Below are 17,338 nucleotides of genomic sequence, written 5' to 3'. Positions count from 1 at the left end.
AAGAAAGTGAATTCTTAATTCCTGAGTCTAAGAAGAGAGGACGAGAAATCGTTCTCTCTTTTTCTTGCATTTTATATCGAGATGTAATATAGTTTATATAACGAAGTGCGATATATCGAATTAAATAGGAGGTGTGGTTAAATGGAATTAACGGATAAGATTCGTCGAGTTTATCTTCCGATGACGGAAACAGGATTTTATATCTTGTTTTGTCTACAGAAGGAGAACCATGGATATGGTATCACACAAAAGGTCAAGGAGATGACAGATTCGCAAGTTTCGATCAGTCCTGGAACTATGTATGGAACCTTGTCAAAAATGGAAAAGGATGGCTTGATTTCCTTTGTCCAAGAAGAGGAGAAGCGTAAAATCTATCAGATCACAGACTTGGGACGAAAGGTTTTGGAGATAGAATTGAAACGAATCGAACGGCTCTATAGAAACAGTCTGGAGGAAGGATGATGGAAAAGAAGGTTGTTTATAGAATTGCTACCATTGCGGATTATGATAGAGAGGTTTTATATCTTAGAAAAATGCATGCTGAGGGCTGGAAACTCAAGGAAGTAACCTACTCTAACTTAGTAGTTGCGGTTAAGTATACTTTTGAAAAGTGCCAACCAGAGCAGGTGTCTTATCAGTTGGACTTTTATCCCATGAAAAAATCAGAGAGAGCCTCTTATTTACAATTTTTTAAAGACTGTGGCTGGGAGCATATTACAGACTTTAATGGTTTTTCCTACTTTAGAAAACTTCATTCTGGAATTGAGTCGGATGCCGAGTTTGAAATTTATAATGACGCGGCCGGGAAGTTAGCTATGGTCAAACGGATTTTAACAATGCGGATGCTTCCTATTTTACTTCTCTTTTTAGCTCTACTACCGGTTTTCTCAAAGTTTGTCACTGGAGGTAGTTCTTTCAGTTGGGAAATGTTTTTGATTGTTATAATAGATGGTGTTTTATTGGTAGTTCATACGATTCAGATTTCTTATATTTTTTGGAAATTGTTTCAAAAATGGAAAGAATTATCTGATAAATAAAACCATATTTGTTTTCTGATTTGGAGGTAAGATAATGAATAGCAAGGTACAATTTCGGATTTTTACAATAGTTGATTTGGACAAGGAAGAAGAGTATTTGTACGAGATGCACTTGAAAGGCTGGAGATATAGAACGAGTCGTTTTGGATTTTTCTATTTTGATCAATGTCAACCAGACGATGTCATCTACCGTATCTATGATTCTAGATTTCTTAAAAAGTATCAGCATGAACTGCAAGATTTTCAAAATAGCGGTTGGGAATTGATAGAAAGAGGTTCTTGTTCGATTCTTCGTAAACCAACTTCTGATATACTTTCAGCGGATCAAGTCTATATGAGTAAGGGTCTTGGATGGGAAGCTATGCGGTCTAGACTCCGTTCCTGTACAGCTGCTTTCTCGGCTGGTCTTGTTGTTTGCATGAGTCTATTTCGAGAAGATTTGTATCAATCTTTCTTTATTATTTTTGTTTTATATGCTTTTCTGATTTCTTATCTAATCTATGGTTTTTTTCAGGCTTAAAAGGAAATACCAAGTATATGAGAAGTGATATTCTAGGTCTTCAGACTGATTTTTAGCACTCTTGGCAAAAGAGTGCTAATTTTTTGAGTTTTTGCCTTGACATTCTTTTTCAAGGGTGTATAATAGAATCATAAGTTAGCACTTGAACACATAGAGTGCTAATTGGTCAGACAGAGAGGAGTGATGAGATGGTTACAGAGCGTCAGCAGGATATTTTAAATCTGATTATTGACATCTTTACCAAAACGCACGAACCTGTCGGATCCAAAGCCTTGCAAGAGTCTATCAACTCTAGCAGTGCTACCATTCGTAATGACATGGCGGCTCTAGAAAAGAAAGGGTTGCTTGAGAAGGCTCATACTTCAAGCGGTCGGATGCCAAGTGTTGCTGGTTTTCAGTACTATGTAAAACACTCGCTGGATTTTGACCGACTGGCTGAAAATGAGGTCTATGAGATTGTCAAAGCCTTTGATCAGGAGTTCTTCAAATTGGAGGATATTCTGCAAGAGGCTGCTAATCTACTGACAGACTTGAGCGGCTGTACGGTAGTAGCACTGGATGTTGAACCGAGCAGGCAACGGTTGACAGCCTTTGATATCGTTGTTTTGGGACAACATACAGCCTTGGCAGTATTTACCCTAGACGAGTCGCGAACGGTTACCAGCCAATTTCTGATTCCAAGGAACTTCTTGCAGGAAGATTTGCTGAAACTGAAGAGCATCATTCAGGAACGTTTCCTCGGTCATACTGTTCTGGATATTCACTACAAGATTCGGACAGAGATTCCGCAGATTATCCAGCGTTACTTTACAACAACGGACAATGTCATGGATCTCTTTGAACACATCTTTAAGGAAATGTTCAACGAAAACATTGTAGTGTCGGGCAAGGTCAATCTCTTGAATTTTGCCAATCTAGCAGCCTATCAGTTCTTTGACCAACCGCAAAAGGTGGCTCTAGAGATTCGTGAGGGTCTGCATGAAGATCAGATGCAAAATGTGCGTGTTGCGGACAGTCAAGAGTCTTGTCTAGCTGATCTAGCAGTGATTAGCAGTAAATTCCTCATCCCTTATCGTGGTTTTGGAATTTTGGCGATTATCGGTCCGGTCAATCTGGATTACCAGCAATTGGTCAACCAAGTCAATGTGGTCAATCGTGTTTTGACCATGAAGTTGACAGATTTTTACCGCTACCTCAGCAGTAATCATTACGAAGTAAATTAATTTTGAAATCATTAAAGGAGGCGAAAATGGCCCAAGATAAAAAAAATGAAGAAATGAAAGAAGAGGAAGTTGTTGAAACAGTAGAAGAGACAACTCCTGAGAAGTCTGAGTTGGACTTGGCAAATGAACGTGCAGATGAGTTTGAAAATAAATACCTTCGCGCTCATGCAGAAATGCAAAATATTCAACGTCGAGCCAATGAAGAACGTCAAAACTTGCAACGTTATCGTAGCCAAGACTTGGCAAAAGCAATCTTACCATCGCTTGACAACTTAGAACGTGCACTAGCAGTTGAAGGTTTGACAGACGATGTCAAAAAAGGATTGGAGATGGTGCAAGAGAGTTTGATTCACGCTTTGAAAGAAGAAGGAATCGAAGAAATCGCAGCTGACAGCGAATTTGACCATAACTATCACATGGCCATCCAAACTCTCCCAGCAGACGATGAACACCCAGCAGACACCATCGCGCAGGTCTTCCAAAAAGGCTACAAACTCCATGACCGCATCCTCCGCCCAGCCATGGTGGTAGTGTATAACTAAGATACAAAGCCCGTAAAAAGCTCACAGTAAAAATAGGAGATTGACGAAGTGTTCGATGAACACAAGAAAATCTATCTTTTTTACCCAGAGCTTAGGGCGTGTTCGATTAGGCAATTCTGACGGTTGCTGAAGCAACTCGTCAGAAAACGGCAATCGCTATGGCGTTTGCCTAGCCTCCTTACTAACTCGTTGTCGAAATAAAATCAATTTCGACTCCTCGTGTCGTAACATAATAGGAAACTTGTCCGAAACGACAATAAACTATGAAGAAAGATAAAAAGCAAGCCGGAGGCTTGCAAGGAAGATATTTCCCGCCGTGGTGAAAGTTTCAGTAGCTTTTGCTACTGAAACAGGGGATTTTTGAGACAATAGGCTCAAAAATAAGTGATGAAATCCCGTAGGGAGTTGCTCACGTCCCCACCACTTAAGGGGAATATCAAAAAATCAAAATTCGAATTAAAATTTAAGGAGAAAAACACATGTCTAAAATTATCGGTATTGACTTAGGTACAACAAACTCAGCAGTTGCAGTTCTTGAAGGAACTGAAAGCAAAATCATCGCAAACCCAGAAGGAAACCGCACAACTCCATCTGTAGTATCATTTAAAAATGGTGAAATCATTGTTGGTGACGCTGCAAAACGCCAAGCAGTAACAAATCCAGATACAGTTATCTCTATCAAATCTAAGATGGGAACTTCTGAAAAAGTTTCTGCTAATGGAAAAGAATACACTCCACAAGAAATCTCAGCTATGATTCTTCAATACTTGAAAGGTTATGCGGAAGACTATCTTGGTGAAAAAGTAACTAAAGCAGTTATCACAGTTCCTGCATACTTCAACGATGCGCAACGTCAAGCCACAAAAGACGCTGGTAAAATCGCTGGTCTTGAAGTAGAACGTATCGTCAACGAACCAACTGCAGCAGCCCTTGCTTATGGTTTGGACAAGACTGACAAAGAAGAAAAAATCTTGGTATTCGACCTTGGTGGTGGTACATTCGACGTATCTATCCTTGAATTGGGTGACGGTGTCTTCGACGTATTGTCAACTGCAGGGGACAACAAACTCGGTGGTGACGACTTTGACCAAAAAATCATCGATCACTTGGTAGCAGAATTCAAGAAAGAAAACGGTATTGACTTGTCTACTGACAAGATGGCAATGCAACGTTTGAAAGATGCAGCTGAAAAAGCGAAGAAAGATCTTTCTGGTGTAACTTCAACTCAAATCAGCTTGCCATTCATCACTGCTGGTGAAGCTGGACCTCTTCACTTGGAAATGACTTTGACTCGTGCGAAATTTGACGATTTGACTCGTGACCTTGTAGAACGTACAAAAGTTCCAGTTCGTCAAGCATTGTCAGATGCTGGACTTAGCTTGTCAGAAATCGACGAAGTTATCCTTGTTGGTGGTTCAACTCGTATCCCAGCCGTTGTAGAAGCTGTTAAGGCTGAAACTGGTAAAGAACCAAACAAATCAGTGAACCCTGACGAAGTGGTTGCCATGGGTGCTGCTATCCAAGGTGGTGTGATCACTGGTGATGTTAAAGACGTTGTCCTTCTTGACGTAACACCATTGTCACTTGGTATCGAAACAATGGGTGGCGTCTTCACAAAACTTATCGATCGCAACACTACTATTCCAACATCTAAATCACAAGTCTTCTCAACTGCGGCAGACAACCAACCGGCCGTTGATATCCACGTTCTTCAAGGTGAACGCCCAATGGCAGCAGATAACAAGACTCTTGGACGTTTCCAATTGACAGATATCCCAGCTGCACCTCGTGGAATCCCTCAAATCGAAGTAACATTTGATATCGACAAGAACGGTATCGTATCTGTTAAGGCCAAAGACCTTGGAACTCAAAAAGAACAAACTATTGTCATCCAATCTAACTCTGGTTTGACTGATGAAGAAATCGACCGCATGATGAAAGATGCAGAAGCAAATGCTGAGGCAGATAAGAAACGTAAGGAAGAAGTTGACCTTCGTAACGAAGTAGACCAAGCAATCTTTGCGACTGAAAAGACAATCAAGGAAACTGAAGGAAAAGGCTTTGACGCAGAACGAGACGCTGCTCAAGCTGCTCTTGATGAGCTTAAGAAAGCCCAAGAAGACAACAACTTGGACGAAATGAAAGCAAAACTCGAAGCGTTGAACGAAAAAGCTCAAGGCCTTGCTGTTAAACTCTACGAACAAGCCGCGGCAGCCCAACAAGCTCAAGCAGGAGCAGAAGGCGCACAAGCAACAGGAAACGCAGGCGATGACGTCGTAGACGGAGAGTTTACAGAAAAGTAAGATGCAAAGCCCGTTAAAACCTCACAGTGAAAATAGGAAATCTGACGCAGAAACTTTAGTTTCTAGGAAGATTTGTCTTTTTCACTAAGAGGTTAGGGAGTGCTCAATTCGGTAAGATGTTGAGGCGTTAAGAAAACGAAAGAAAAATAGGAAGCCATCGCCTTGTGCGATGCACAAAAGATGGCTTATCTTTTTTCCGAAGTTTTTAGCCGAAACTCAGTTAAGCATTACTAGTTTAATTTTTAAAACTTGAATGTCGTCATGATAAAAAGAAATCCAGAGGTTGCAACCCAGCCTCTGTTTTTCGATAAAAAGGGATGAAACCTAATTTGTTTGGGATTTGTCTTATCAATATAAAAGAAAGGAATTGAATCCGACCTAAATCGTGGTTTCATTCCGCAATATTAACAGAAAGGAATAAGGGTGTTCGTAATTGAACTCGAGCGGAAAGCTTGGAAATTAGATAAACCTCCTAAGAAATCAGGATTTCTTGTCGGTTTCCTAAATTTCAGTCGCTTTCTGTTCGCTCTTAGTATCTTGTATGAACAATACTGAATTTTATGATCGTCTGGGGGTGTCAAAAAACGCTTCGGCAGACGAGATCAAAAAGGCTTATCGTAAGCTTTCGAAAAAATACCACCCAGATATCAACAAGGAGCCTGGTGCTGAGGAAAAGTACAAGGAAGTTCAAGAAGCCTATGAGACTTTGAGTGATGACCAAAAACGTGCAGCCTACGACCAATATGGTGCTGCGGGTGCCAATGGTGGCTTTGGTGGTGCTGGCGGTTTTGGCGGCTTTGACGGAGCAAGTGGCTTCGGTGGTTTTGAAGATATCTTCTCAAGTTTTTTCGGGGGAGGCGGAGCTTCGCGCAATCCAAACGCTCCTCGTCAAGGGGATGACCTCCAGTATCGTGTGAACTTGACCTTTGAAGAAGCTATCTTCGGAACAGAAAAGGAAGTTAAATACAATCGTGAAGCCAGCTGTCGTACATGTAATGGATCTGGTGCTAAACCAGGGACAAGTCCAGTCACTTGTGGACGCTGTCATGGCGCTGGTGTTATTAACGTCGATACGCAGACTCCGCTTGGTATGATGCGTCGCCAAGTAACCTGTGATGTCTGTCATGGTCGCGGAAAAGAAATCAAAGATCCATGTACAACTTGTCATGGAACAGGTCATGAAAAACAGGCTCATAGCGTACATGTAAAAATCCCTGCTGGTGTGGAAACAGGCCAACAAATCCGTCTCGCGGGTCAAGGTGAAGCAGGCTTTAACGGTGGACCTTACGGAGACTTGTATGTAGTGGTTTCTGTAGAAGCAAGCGATAAGTTTGAACGTGAAGGAACGACTATCTTCTACAATCTGAACCTCAATTTTGTCCAAGCAGCCCTTGGTGATACTGTGGAAATTCCAACCGTGCATGGAGATGTTGAATTGGTCATCCCAGAGGGAACTCAGACTGGCAAGAAATTCCGTCTACGTGGCAAGGGAGCACCGAGCCTTCGTGGCGGTGCTGTTGGTGACCAATACGTTACTGTCAATGTTGTGACTCCGACAGGTTTGAACGACCGCCAAAAAGCAGCACTTAAAGAGTTCGCTGCTGCAGGCGACTTGAAAGTCAATCCAAAGAAAAAAGGCTTCTTTGACCATATAAAAGATGCCTTTGAAGGAGAATAAAGTAAAAAGAGCCGGCGGGCTCTTTTTTGTATAATCTTGGGAAATTTAGCATCGAGAAATCATTCTCCAGCTAGTCTACTATTTATACTTTTGAGTGAGCAAGCCAGTCTCATCCATCTCCTGAATGAGTTGCTTAAGTTCCGCTTCTTTACCAGGTTTCACAGTGACAGTATCGATATGTTTGATCGCCGAATTATCCTGAATATCCACCAAAGTCAAAGCTTTTTCATAGAATGAAATTCCCTTTTTAAAACTTTCCTGATCATTCCAAAAGAGAAGTGAGTAATTAGGGTTAAATTTCTTTCCTTTTTCTTGGAAATACTTTTCACTTTCCTCCTCTAAAAATTGGAATAAGCCATGATTGAACAAGTTGTCTCCTACTTTATAGTAAGAGATATCTCCCGCCTGTAGGACATAGATTTCGAGTCGGTTTTTGGTGAGTTTTGGACTTTCTTTTAGGACGGGGTGGCTATTGATGACCTCATCTGGGAAAGTAACATAAAAATTTAAACCTCCACCCTCGTATTGATAGTGTCCATCCGATTCGACTTTCTCAGGAGGCATGTCAAGAGAGATAAAGATTTGTTTTAAGTCGTCATTCCCTTTTTGGATGTCACTCGGGGAGGCCTTGAAAAGATTCATAAGTAGTAGAAATGCTAGGGCTGCAAGCAGGCAGAGACAGCCACAAGGGATTGCGATGACCTTCGCTAGAACTTTTAAAAACTGTTTCACTTTCATTGCCTCCTTTTTCTGTTCAAACCTAGTATCCAAAAAAGAGTTTAAGGAAAGTTGGAGGCTTTCTTATTCTTGTTTTTCTTCTTGAAGGACCGCCATTCTGGTTTGGAAATCTTTTTCTAAGACTTTGAACTTGTAGGTCAAGTCTTTTTGGTATTCCTTGATAAGGGCTTTTTGTTGGTCGATGATTTGTAGGCTGTTTTGGATGATATCCAAATCATCCTTGATAGCTTCGACGCGGTCAGTTGTATCTAGCACTTCATCCTGAATGGCTTGGCGATTTTTCACGACAAAATAACTTCCAGCTGCAGCTCCTGCGAATAGCAGTAGATTTGATAGTTTCATGGCATCTCCTTAAGCGTTTTTAATGGTTTCAGAGACTTGGGCAAGTTTGTCAAAGTCAGGTTCGTGGGCGATAAAGTCAATCTTGAGGTCATCTTCTGCACCGTAGCGAGGTACGAGATGCACGTGAGTATGAAAGACTGTTTGACCAGCAACTTCCTCGCAGTTAGCAATGATATTCATGCCGACAGCCTTGGTAGCCTTCATGACTTTTTGAGCCACTGTTGGCACTTGGGCGAAGAGTTGGCTGGCACTCGCAGCATCCATTTCTAAAAGATTGCGATAGTGCTCTTTTGGTACAATGAGGGTGTGTCCAGGTGTTACTTGAGAGATATCAAGAAAGGCAAGAACTTGCTCATCTTCGTATACTTTTGAAGCAGGAATCTCCCCTGCGATAATCTTACAAAAAATGCAATCTGACATAAAATCCACCTCTACTGTATTGAATTTTGATATAATATAGCTACATTATACCAGATTCGGAGAAAATATGTTAGAAATTAAAAACCTGACAGGAGGCTATGTTCACGTTCCTGTCTTGAAAGATGTGTCCTTTACAGTTGAAAGTGGGCAGTTGGTCGGTTTGATTGGTCTCAATGGTGCTGGGAAATCAACGACAATCAATGAAATTATCGGTCTTCTGACACCTTATAGTGGGGAAATCAAGATTAATGGTTTAACCCTGCGAGAAGATGCGACTAGCTACCGCAAGCAGATTGGCTACATCCCAGAAACGCCTAGCTTGTATGAGGAATTGACTCTTAGAGAGCATATCGAGACGGTTGCCATGGCTTATGGTATTGAGCAAAAAGCGGCTTTTGAGCGAGTAGAATCTTTGTTAAAAATGTTTCGTTTGGATCAAAAATTAGATTGGTTTCCTGTGCATTTTTCCAAAGGAATGAAGCAGAAGGTCATGATTATCTGTTCTTTTGTCGTAGATCCGAGTCTTTTCATCGTTGATGAACCTTTTCTTGGGCTCGATCCGCTGGCTATTTCTGACTTGATTCAGCTTCTAGAAGTAGAAAAGAAAAAAGGCAAGTCCATTCTCATGAGTACCCACGTGCTAGACTCAGCAGAAAAGATGTGTGATGCCTTTGTCATTCTCCGTAAGGGAGAGGTGCGGGCTCAGGGGAACCTCCAGCAACTCCGTGAAGCCTTTGACATGCCTGAAGCGAGTTTGAATGATATTTACTTGGCTCTGACCAAAGAGGAGGAGCTATGAAAGACTTGTTTTTAAAGAGAAAGCAGGCTTTTCGTAAGGAGTGTGTCGGTTATCTGCGTTATGTTCTCAATGACCACTTTGTCTTGTTCCTGCTTGTCCTGCTGGGCTTTCTAGCCTTCCAGTACAGTCAACTCTTGCAAGATTTTCCTGAAAATCATTGGCCTATCCTTTTGTTTTTAGTAATAGTATCTACCTTGCTTTTGGCTTGGGGAGGAATCGCAACCTACATGGAAGCACCAGATAAGCTCTTTCTTTTGGTCAGTGAAGAGGAGGTTAAGTCTCACCTCAAAGGGCAGACGATGCGCTCACTGGTCTTTTGGCTCTTTGTCCAAACCCTTTTCTTGCTTTTATTTGCGCCCTTGTTTTTAGCCATGGGCTATGGCTTGCCAGTTTTTTTCATCTATGTGCTTTTATTGGGAGCTGGGAAATATCTCCTCTTTCGTCAAAAAGCCAGTAAATTTTTTACTGTAAATGGGGTTGACTGGGATTATGTCATTGCCCAAGAAAGCAAACGCAAGCAAGTTTTGCTCCGTTTCTTTGCTCTCTTTACCCAAGTTAAGGGAATTTCCAACAGCGTCAAACGTCGTGCTTATCTGGACTTTATCCTAAAGGCCGTTCAGAAGGTGCCCGGAAAGATTTGGCAGAATCTCTACCTGCGTTCGTATTTGCGAAATGGGGACTTATTTGCCCTTAGTCTCCGTCTTCTCTTTCTCTCTTTATTGGCTTTAATTTTTATCGAGCAAGCTTGGATTGCGGCGGCAGTAGTGGTTCTATTTAACTACCTCTTGATCTTCCAGTTGCTAGCCCTTTATCACGCCTTTGATTACCAATACTTGACCCAGCTCTTTCCACTAGAAAGAGGGGAGAAAGAGAAAGGATTGAAACAGATTGTGCTTGGTGTGGGAAGTGCAGTTCTCTCGCTGGAATTGCTGGTCGGAGCAGTGGTTTTTCAAGAGAAAATAGCCTTGTTGGCTCTTGTAGGGGCTAGTCTCTTCCTACAATTGTTTTATTTGCCTTACCAACTAAAAAGATTGGTTGACGAATAGACCAAAAACTAGTAGAATAGTAAGGAAACTTTATACGGAGGAAAGAAATGGACTTGGGTGATAATGAGCTAACGCTGACCCCTATCCCTGGGAAGAGCGGTAAAGCTTATATGGGAAGCTACCCTGATGGGAAGCGCGTCTTTGTAAAAATGAACACCTCTCCAATCCTACCTGGCCTAGCCAGAGAACAAATCGCTCCTCAATTACTATGGACTCGTCGTTTGCCAGATGGCCGTGATATGTGTGCTCAGGAATGGCTGACGGGCAAAATCTTGACCCCTTACGATATGAATCGCAAGCAGATTATCAATATCTTGAACCGCCTTCACCGCTCGCGTCCTTTGATGAAGCAGTTGAGCCGTTTGGGATATACCATGGAAACACCAGTTGATTTGCTACGTTCTTGGCAGCAAGGAGTTCCAGAAATCTTGAAGCAGAACCACTATTTGAACAGTGTGATTGCTGAGCTAGGTAAGACGGTTCCAGGTTTTAGGGAAGACCATGCAACGATTGTGCACGGGGATCTTCGTCATAGTAATTGGATTGAGACAGAGAGTGGACTCGTTTATCTAGTGGATTGGGATTCGGTTCGTCTGACGGATCGTATGTTTGATGTGGCGCATTTGCTATGCCACTACATTCCAGATCATCAGTGGCGTCAATGGTTGAGAGACTACGGCTATAAGTACAATCAGACAGTGTTAGATAAATTGTATTGGTATGGTCAGTATTCTTATTTGAACCAGATTGCCAAATACTGTGAAAATCAAGATTTAGACAATGTAAACCGGGAGATTTACGCCTTGCGCGTCTTCCGTGACAAGTATGGAAAGAAGAGATGAGAGTTAGAAATCGTAAAGGGGCGACAGAATTACTAGAGGCAAATCCCCAGTATGTGGTCCTCAATCCCTTAGAAGCAAAAGGGAAATGGCGAGACTTGTTTGGAAATGATCATCCTATTCATGTTGAAGTTGGAAGTGGGAAAGGGGCCTTCGTATCTGGAATGGCCAAGCAAAATCCTGACATCAACTACATCGGGATTGACATTCAAAAGTCTGTTTTGAGTTATGCTTTGGACAAGGTGCTTGAAGTTGGAGTGCCTAATATCAAGCTCTTGTGGGTGGATGGTTCTGATTTGACAGACTACTTTGAAGATGGTGAGATTAATCGCTTGTATCTGAACTTTTCAGATCCCTGGCCTAAAAAACGCCATGAAAAACGTCGTTTGACTTACAAGAGTTTCTTGGATACCTTCAAGCGCATCTTACCTGAGAATGGGGAAATCCATTTCAAGACAGATAACCGTGGCTTATTTGAGTACAGCCTGGTGAGCTTTTCTCAGTATGGGATGAAGCTCAATGGTGTCTGGCTAGACTTACATGCCAGTGATTTTGAAGGCAATGTCATGACAGAGTATGAGCAAAAATTCTCCAGCAAAGGTCAAGTGATCTACCGAGTTGAGGCAGAATTTTAAGAAATAGCTTGAAAACCAGCTGTTTGAGTGCTAATGCTTTACATAAATTGACAAACGTGCTATACTGATAGTAAGAATATGAGAAAGAGAGGCGGGGAAATATCTTCGCCTCTTGCTTATGAGGAGGTGGACGCAATCGCAACAATCGTAGAATTAGTCAGAGAAGTTGTAGAACCTGTCATAGAAGCGCCTTTCGAGCTCGTGGATATCGAGTATGGAAAGATTGGCAGTGACATGATTCTCAGTATTTTTGTAGATAAATCTGAAGGAATTACCTTGAACGACACGGCAGACTTAACAGAAATCATTAGTCCTGTCCTAGATACCATCAAGCCTGATCCCTTCCCAGAACAATATTTCCTAGAAATTACCAGTCCAGGCTTGGAACGTCCTTTGAAAACTAAGGATGCTGTTGCTGGAGCAGTTGGGAAATACATTCATATCGGGCTCTACCAAGCCATTGATAAACAAAAAGTCTTTGAAGGTACCTTGGTATCCTTTGAAGAGGATGAGTTGACTATGGAGTATATGGACAAGACACGTAAGAAAACCGTCCAAATTCCATACAGTTTAGTATCAAAAGCACGTTTAGCAGTAAAACTATAGAAAAGAAAGGATAGCTTTTGAGGATTCAAAAGTAAAAAGAACATGAGTAAAGAAATGCTAGAGGCCTTCCGCATTTTGGAAGAAGACAAGGGAATCAAAAAAGAAGACATCATCGACGCAGTAGTAGAGTCGCTTCGTTCCGCTTATCGCAGACGCTATGGTCAATCAGACAGCGTAGCTATTGACTTCAATGAAAAAACAGGTGACTTTACAGTTTATACTGTCCGTGAAGTTGTTGATGAAGTATTTGATAGCCGTTTGGAAATCAGCTTGAAAGATGCCCTTGCCATTAATTCAGCCTATGAGCTTGGTGACAAGATCAAGTTTGAAGAAGCACCAGCTGAGTTTGGTCGTGTAGCAGCCCAATCTGCTAAACAAACCATCATGGAAAAAATGCGCAAGCAAACACGTGCCATCACCTACAATACTTATAAAGAACATGAACAAGAAATCATGTCTGGTACTGTAGAACGATTTGATAATCGCTTTATCTACGTCAACCTTGGCAGTATCGAAGCCCAATTGTCAAAACAAGACCAAATCCCTGGAGAAGTGTTTGCTTCCCATGATCGTATCGAAGTCTACGTTTACAAGGTTGAAGACAACCCTCGTGGCGTCAACGTCTTTGTTAGCCGTAGTCATCCAGAAATGATCAAACGCTTGATGGAGCAAGAAATTCCAGAAGTGTATGATGGAACTGTTGAAATCATGAGCGTAGCTCGCGAAGCTGGTGACCGTACGAAAGTTGCCGTTCGTAGCCACAATCCAAACGTGGACGCTATCGGGACAATCGTTGGACGTGGTGGTGTTAATATCAAGAAAATCACCAGCAAATTCCACCCTGCTCGTTACGATGCCAAGAGTGATCGTATGATTCCTGTCGAAGAAAACATCGACGTTATCGAGTGGGTAGCAGATCCAGCTGAGTTTATCTACAATGCTATCGCACCTGCAGAGGTTGACCAAGTTATCTTTGATGAAAACGACAGCAAACGTGCCTTGGTCGTTGTACCTGATAACAAGCTTTCTCTTGCGATCGGTCGTCGTGGACAAAACGTTCGCTTGGCAGCTCACTTGACGGGTTACCGTATCGATATCAAGTCTGCCAGTGAATTTGAAGCTATGGAAGAAGCAGGTCAAGTGGATTACGCAGCTGCGGACGAATTGATTGAAGAATAAAAGCTGCTAGAGGAGGGAAAGATGAAAACAAGAAAAATCCCTTTGCGCAAGTCTGTTGTATCCAACGAAGTGATTGATAAACGTGATTTGCTCCGCATTGTCAAGAACAAAGAAGGGCAAGTCTTTATCGATCCGACAGGCAAGGCCAATGGCCGTGGCGCTTATATCAAGCTAGACAATGCAGAAGCCCTAGAGGCAAAAAAGAAGAAAGTCTTTAACCGCAGCTTTAACATGGAAGTGGAAGAAAGCTTTTATGACGAGTTGATCGCTTATGTGGATCACAAAGTAAAAAGAAGAGAGTTAGGACTTGAATAAGCAAAAGATAAGCAATCTCTTGGGACTTGCTCAACGAGCATGCCGGATCATATCAGGTGAGGAATTGGTGGTCAAAGCCATCCAAGACCAGAAAGCCAAGTTAGTCTTTCTAGCCCATGATGCTGGTCCTAATCTGACCAAGAAGATTCAAGATAAAAGTGACTATTATCAAGTAGAAGTTATAACCGTGTTTTCAACACTGGAATTAAGCATAGCAGTCGGAAAATCGAGAAAGGTTTTGGCTGTGACAGATGCTGGATTTACAAAGAAAATGAGGTCTCTTATGGAATAGAAGAGGAGGACATGATTTGTCTAAGAAAAGATTGTACGAAATCGCAAAAGAACTTGGAAAAGAAAGTAAAGAAGTTGTAGCGCGTGCAAAAGAGTTGGGCTTGGATGTGAAAAGCCACTCATCGAGCGTGGAAGCTGCTGCTGCTGAACAAATCGCAGCTAGCTTTAAACCTGCACCTGCTCCTAAGACAGAAGCAAAACCTGCGACACCAAAAGCAAGTGTAGAAAAGAAAGCGGAAAAGTCTGCATCAGCTAAACCAGCTGCCGCTAAGGAAGAAAGTAAACCAGTTGCACCTGCAGCTCCTAAGGAAGAAAAAGTAGTGGCCGCAAGACCACAAAGTCGAAACTTCAAGGCGGAGCGTGAGGCGCGTGCCAAAGAGCAGGCAGAGCGACGCAAACAAAACAAGGGCAACAACCGTGACCAACAACAAAACGGCAACCGTCAGAAAAACGACGGCCGTAATGGTGGCAAACCTGGTCAAGGAAACCGCGACAATCGCCGATTTAACGACCAAGGGAAAAAACCACAAGGTCAAGGGAATCGTGGCAATGATCGACGTCAGCAACAAGACTTCCAGCCAAAACAAGCTGGTCCACGTGTTGACTTTAAAGCCCGTGCAGCAGCCCTAAAAGCAGAGCAAAATGCAGAGTACGCACGCTCAAGCGAGGAGCGCTTCAAACAATCGCAAGCTGCCAAAGAAGCCTTGGCTCAAGCTAACAAACGCAAGGAACCAGAGGAAATCTTTGAAGAAGCTGCTAAGCTAGCTGAACAAACGCAGCCAGCCGTAACAGTAGCTCCTGTAGCGAAAGAAGCGCCAGTGGATACACGTCGTAAAAAACAAGCTCGACCAGACAAAGAACGTGACGATTATGATCACGAAGAAGATGGTCCTAGAAAACAACAAAAGAATCGAAGTAGTCAGAATCAAGTGAGAAATCAAAGAAATAGTAACTGGAATAACAACAAGAAAAATAAAAAAGGGAACAAGCAAAACAACCGTAACCAGACTCCAAAACCTGTTACAGAGCGTAAGTTCCACGAATTGCCAACAGAATTTGAGTATACAGATGGTATGACTGTTGCGGAAATCGCAAAACGTATCAAACGTGAACCAGCTGAAATCGTTAAGAAACTCTTTATGATGGGTGTCATGGCCACACAAAACCAATCCTTGGATGGGGAAACAATTGAGCTCCTCATGGTGGATTATGGTATCGAAGCCAAACAAAAGGTTGAAGTGGACAATGCCGACATCGAACGTTTCTTCGTCGAAGATGGGTATCTCAACGAAGATGAATTGGTTGAGCGTCCACCAGTTGTAACCATCATGGGACACGTTGACCATGGTAAAACAACCCTCTTGGATACCCTTCGTAATTCTCGTGTTGCGACAGGTGAAGCGGGTGGTATCACTCAGCATATCGGTGCCTACCAAATCGTGGAAAATGGCAAGAAGATTACCTTCCTTGATACGCCAGGACACGCGGCCTTTACATCTATGCGTGCGCGTGGTGCATCTGTTACCGATATTACCATCTTGGTCGTAGCGGCAGATGACGGGGTTATGCCTCAGACTATCGAAGCCATCAACCACTCAAAAGCAGCGAACGTTCCAATTATCGTAGCCATCAACAAGATTGATAAACCAGGTGCCAACCCAGAACGCGTTATCGGTGAATTGGCTGAACACGGTGTTATGTCAACTGCTTGGGGTGGAGATTCTGAATTTGTTGAAATCTCAGCTAAATTTAACCAAAATATCGATGAACTCTTGGAAACAGTCCTTCTTGTGGCTGAAATCCAAGAACTCAAGGCAGACCCAACAGTTCGTGCGATCGGTACCGTTATCGAAGCGCGCTTGGATAAAGGAAAAGGTGCGGTCGCAACCCTTCTTGTTCAACAAGGTACCTTGAATGTCCAAGATCCAATCGTTGTCGGAAATACCTTCGGTCGTGTCCGTGCCATGACCAATGACCTTGGTCGTCGTGTTAAGGTTGCTGGACCATCAACACCAGTATCTATCACAGGATTGAACGAAGCACCAATGGCGGGTGACCACTTTGCCGTTTACGAAGATGAAAAATCTGCTCGTGCAGCAGGTGAAGAGCGTGCGAAACGTGCCCTCATGAAACAGCGCCAAGCTACCCAACGTGTCAGCCTTGAAAACCTCTTTGATACCCTTAAAGCTGGTGAGCTTAAGTCAGTTAACGTTATCATCAAGGCAGACGTACAAGGTTCGGTTGAAGCTCTTTCTGCCTCACTTCAAAAGATTGATGTAGAAGGTGTCAAAGTGACCATCGTTCACTCAGCAGTCGGTGCCATCAATGAATCTGACGTGACTCTTGCGGAAGCTTCTAATGCCTTTATCGTTGGTTTCAACGTACGCCCTACACCACAAGCTCGTCAACAAGCTGAAGCTGACGATGTAGAAATCCGTCTCCACAGCATTATCTACAAGGTTATCGAAGAGATGGAAGAAGCCATGAAAGGGATGCTTGACCCAGAATTTGAAGAAAAAGTTATCGGTGAAGCAATCATCCGTGAAACCTTCAAGGTATCTAAAGTGGGAACTATTGGTGGATTCATGGTTACGAGTGGTAAAGTTACCCGTGACTCTAAAGTCCGTGTTATCCGTGACGGTGTTGTTATCTATGACGGCGAACTCGCAAGCTTGAAACACTACAAAGACGACGTGAAAGAAGTTACTAACGGTCGTGAAGGTGGATTGATGATTGATGGCTACAATGATATCAAGATGGATGATGTGATTGAGGCGTATGTCATGGAAGAAATCAAACGTTAAGATTTTTGCTCCTTTCTTAGG

18 protein-coding genes and 1 pseudogene are annotated in these 17,338 nt (G+C 42.6%); 16 read left to right on the top strand and 3 right to left on the bottom strand.

Annotation, left to right across the window (positions count from 1 at the left end; translation table 11 throughout):
- The first annotated feature begins 141 nt into the window (after nt 1-141).
- The 7 genes and pseudogenes from SORDD15_RS06665 to dnaJ all read left to right on the top strand — a co-directional run bounded on the left by SORDD15_RS06665 (nt 142) and on the right by dnaJ (nt 7,303).
- The gene (locus SORDD15_RS06665; RefSeq protein ID WP_061415791.1) at nt 142-462 is read left to right on the top strand and encodes a PadR family transcriptional regulator; all 321 of its coding nucleotides are present in this window, start codon (nt 142-144) and stop codon (nt 460-462) included.
- A complete protein-coding gene (locus SORDD15_RS10635) occupies nt 462-1,037 on the top strand; it encodes a DUF2812 domain-containing protein (RefSeq protein ID WP_081102391.1) in 576 nt (191 codons plus the stop codon). The genes SORDD15_RS06665 and SORDD15_RS10635 overlap by 1 nt, the downstream gene beginning before the upstream one ends.
- Before the next feature lie 34 nt (nt 1,038-1,071).
- Nucleotides 1,072-1,585 (top strand): annotated as a pseudogene (locus tag SORDD15_RS06655) (DUF2812 domain-containing protein).
- A 160-nt stretch (nt 1,586-1,745) separates the two neighbouring features.
- Complete coding sequence (hrcA, locus tag SORDD15_RS06650) at nt 1,746-2,780, top strand: heat-inducible transcriptional repressor HrcA (RefSeq protein ID WP_061415789.1); 1,035 nt, start codon at nt 1,746-1,748, stop codon at nt 2,778-2,780.
- Nucleotides 2,781-2,806: 26 nt separating this feature from the next.
- Nucleotides 2,807-3,322: a nucleotide exchange factor GrpE gene (gene grpE, locus SORDD15_RS06645; protein ID WP_061415787.1), complete on the top strand. Its 516-nt coding sequence runs from the start codon at nt 2,807-2,809 to the stop codon at nt 3,320-3,322.
- 479 nt (nt 3,323-3,801) lie between these two features.
- Nucleotides 3,802-5,625, top strand: a complete 1,824-nt coding sequence (dnaK, locus tag SORDD15_RS06640; protein ID WP_061415785.1) for a molecular chaperone DnaK — start codon at nt 3,802-3,804, stop codon at nt 5,623-5,625.
- Nucleotides 5,626-6,166: 541 nt separating this feature from the next.
- A complete protein-coding gene (gene dnaJ, locus SORDD15_RS06635; RefSeq protein ID WP_001066318.1) occupies nt 6,167-7,303 on the top strand; it encodes a molecular chaperone DnaJ in 1,137 nt (378 codons plus the stop codon).
- Nucleotides 7,304-7,381: 78 nt separating this feature from the next.
- Here dnaJ and SORDD15_RS06630 read toward each other — a convergent pair whose 3' ends face one another.
- From SORDD15_RS06630 to SORDD15_RS06620, 3 genes are all read right to left on the bottom strand, one after another.
- Nucleotides 7,382-8,041: a hypothetical protein gene (locus tag SORDD15_RS06630; protein ID WP_061415783.1), complete on the bottom strand. Its 660-nt coding sequence runs from the start codon at nt 8,039-8,041 to the stop codon at nt 7,382-7,384.
- A 63-nt stretch (nt 8,042-8,104) separates the two neighbouring features.
- Nucleotides 8,105-8,383 carry a hypothetical protein gene (locus SORDD15_RS06625; RefSeq protein ID WP_000777740.1) on the bottom strand — a complete coding sequence of 93 codons (279 nt, stop codon included), beginning with the start codon at nt 8,381-8,383 and terminating at the stop codon, nt 8,105-8,107.
- A 9-nt stretch (nt 8,384-8,392) separates the two neighbouring features.
- Entirely contained in the window at nt 8,393-8,803 is a 411-nt protein-coding gene (locus SORDD15_RS06620) for an HIT family protein (protein ID WP_061415781.1), read from the bottom strand.
- A gap of 67 nt (nt 8,804-8,870) precedes the next feature.
- Between SORDD15_RS06620 and SORDD15_RS06615 the strand changes: the two genes are divergently transcribed.
- The 9 genes from SORDD15_RS06615 (at nt 8,871) to infB (ending at nt 17,317) form a co-directional block, all read left to right on the top strand.
- Nucleotides 8,871-9,602: an ABC transporter ATP-binding protein gene (locus SORDD15_RS06615; protein WP_061415780.1), complete on the top strand. Its 732-nt coding sequence runs from the start codon at nt 8,871-8,873 to the stop codon at nt 9,600-9,602.
- Entirely contained in the window at nt 9,599-10,648 is a 1,050-nt protein-coding gene (locus SORDD15_RS06610; RefSeq protein WP_061415778.1) for an ABC transporter permease, read from the top strand. The genes SORDD15_RS06615 and SORDD15_RS06610 overlap by 4 nt, the downstream gene beginning before the upstream one ends.
- 47 nt (nt 10,649-10,695) lie before the next feature.
- A complete protein-coding gene (ccrZ, locus tag SORDD15_RS06605; RefSeq protein ID WP_000363019.1) occupies nt 10,696-11,490 on the top strand; it encodes a cell cycle regulator CcrZ in 795 nt (264 codons plus the stop codon).
- On the top strand, nt 11,487-12,122 hold the full coding sequence (trmB, locus tag SORDD15_RS06600) for a tRNA (guanosine(46)-N7)-methyltransferase TrmB (protein ID WP_061415776.1): 636 nt from the start codon (nt 11,487-11,489) through the stop codon (nt 12,120-12,122). The genes ccrZ and trmB overlap by 4 nt, the downstream gene beginning before the upstream one ends.
- A gap of 126 nt (nt 12,123-12,248) precedes the next feature.
- The gene (rimP, locus tag SORDD15_RS06595; protein WP_081102390.1) at nt 12,249-12,728 is read left to right on the top strand and encodes a ribosome maturation factor RimP; all 480 of its coding nucleotides are present in this window, start codon (nt 12,249-12,251) and stop codon (nt 12,726-12,728) included.
- 42 nt (nt 12,729-12,770) lie between these two features.
- Nucleotides 12,771-13,907, top strand: coding sequence for a transcription termination factor NusA (gene nusA, locus SORDD15_RS06590; protein WP_061415772.1), 1,137 nt, complete (start codon nt 12,771-12,773; stop codon nt 13,905-13,907).
- Between the two features lie 21 nt (nt 13,908-13,928).
- Nucleotides 13,929-14,222 (top strand): RNase P modulator RnpM, encoded by a 294-nt coding sequence (rnpM, locus tag SORDD15_RS06585; protein ID WP_000857560.1) that lies wholly within the window; start codon nt 13,929-13,931, stop codon nt 14,220-14,222.
- Nucleotides 14,215-14,514 (top strand): YlxQ-related RNA-binding protein, encoded by a 300-nt coding sequence (locus SORDD15_RS06580; RefSeq protein WP_061415770.1) that lies wholly within the window; start codon nt 14,215-14,217, stop codon nt 14,512-14,514. Before rnpM ends, SORDD15_RS06580 begins: the two co-directional genes overlap by 8 nt.
- 16 nt (nt 14,515-14,530) lie before the next feature.
- Entirely contained in the window at nt 14,531-17,317 is a 2,787-nt protein-coding gene (gene infB / locus SORDD15_RS06575) for a translation initiation factor IF-2 (protein ID WP_061415768.1), read from the top strand.
- The last annotated feature ends 21 nt before the right edge of the window (nt 17,318-17,338 follow it).

Source organism: Streptococcus oralis (assembly GCF_001578935.1).
GTDB lineage: Bacteria > Bacillota > Bacilli > Lactobacillales > Streptococcaceae > Streptococcus > Streptococcus oralis_R.
Note: the sequence above shows the minus strand (reverse complement) of the source record. Positions and strands in the feature narration are given on the sequence as shown.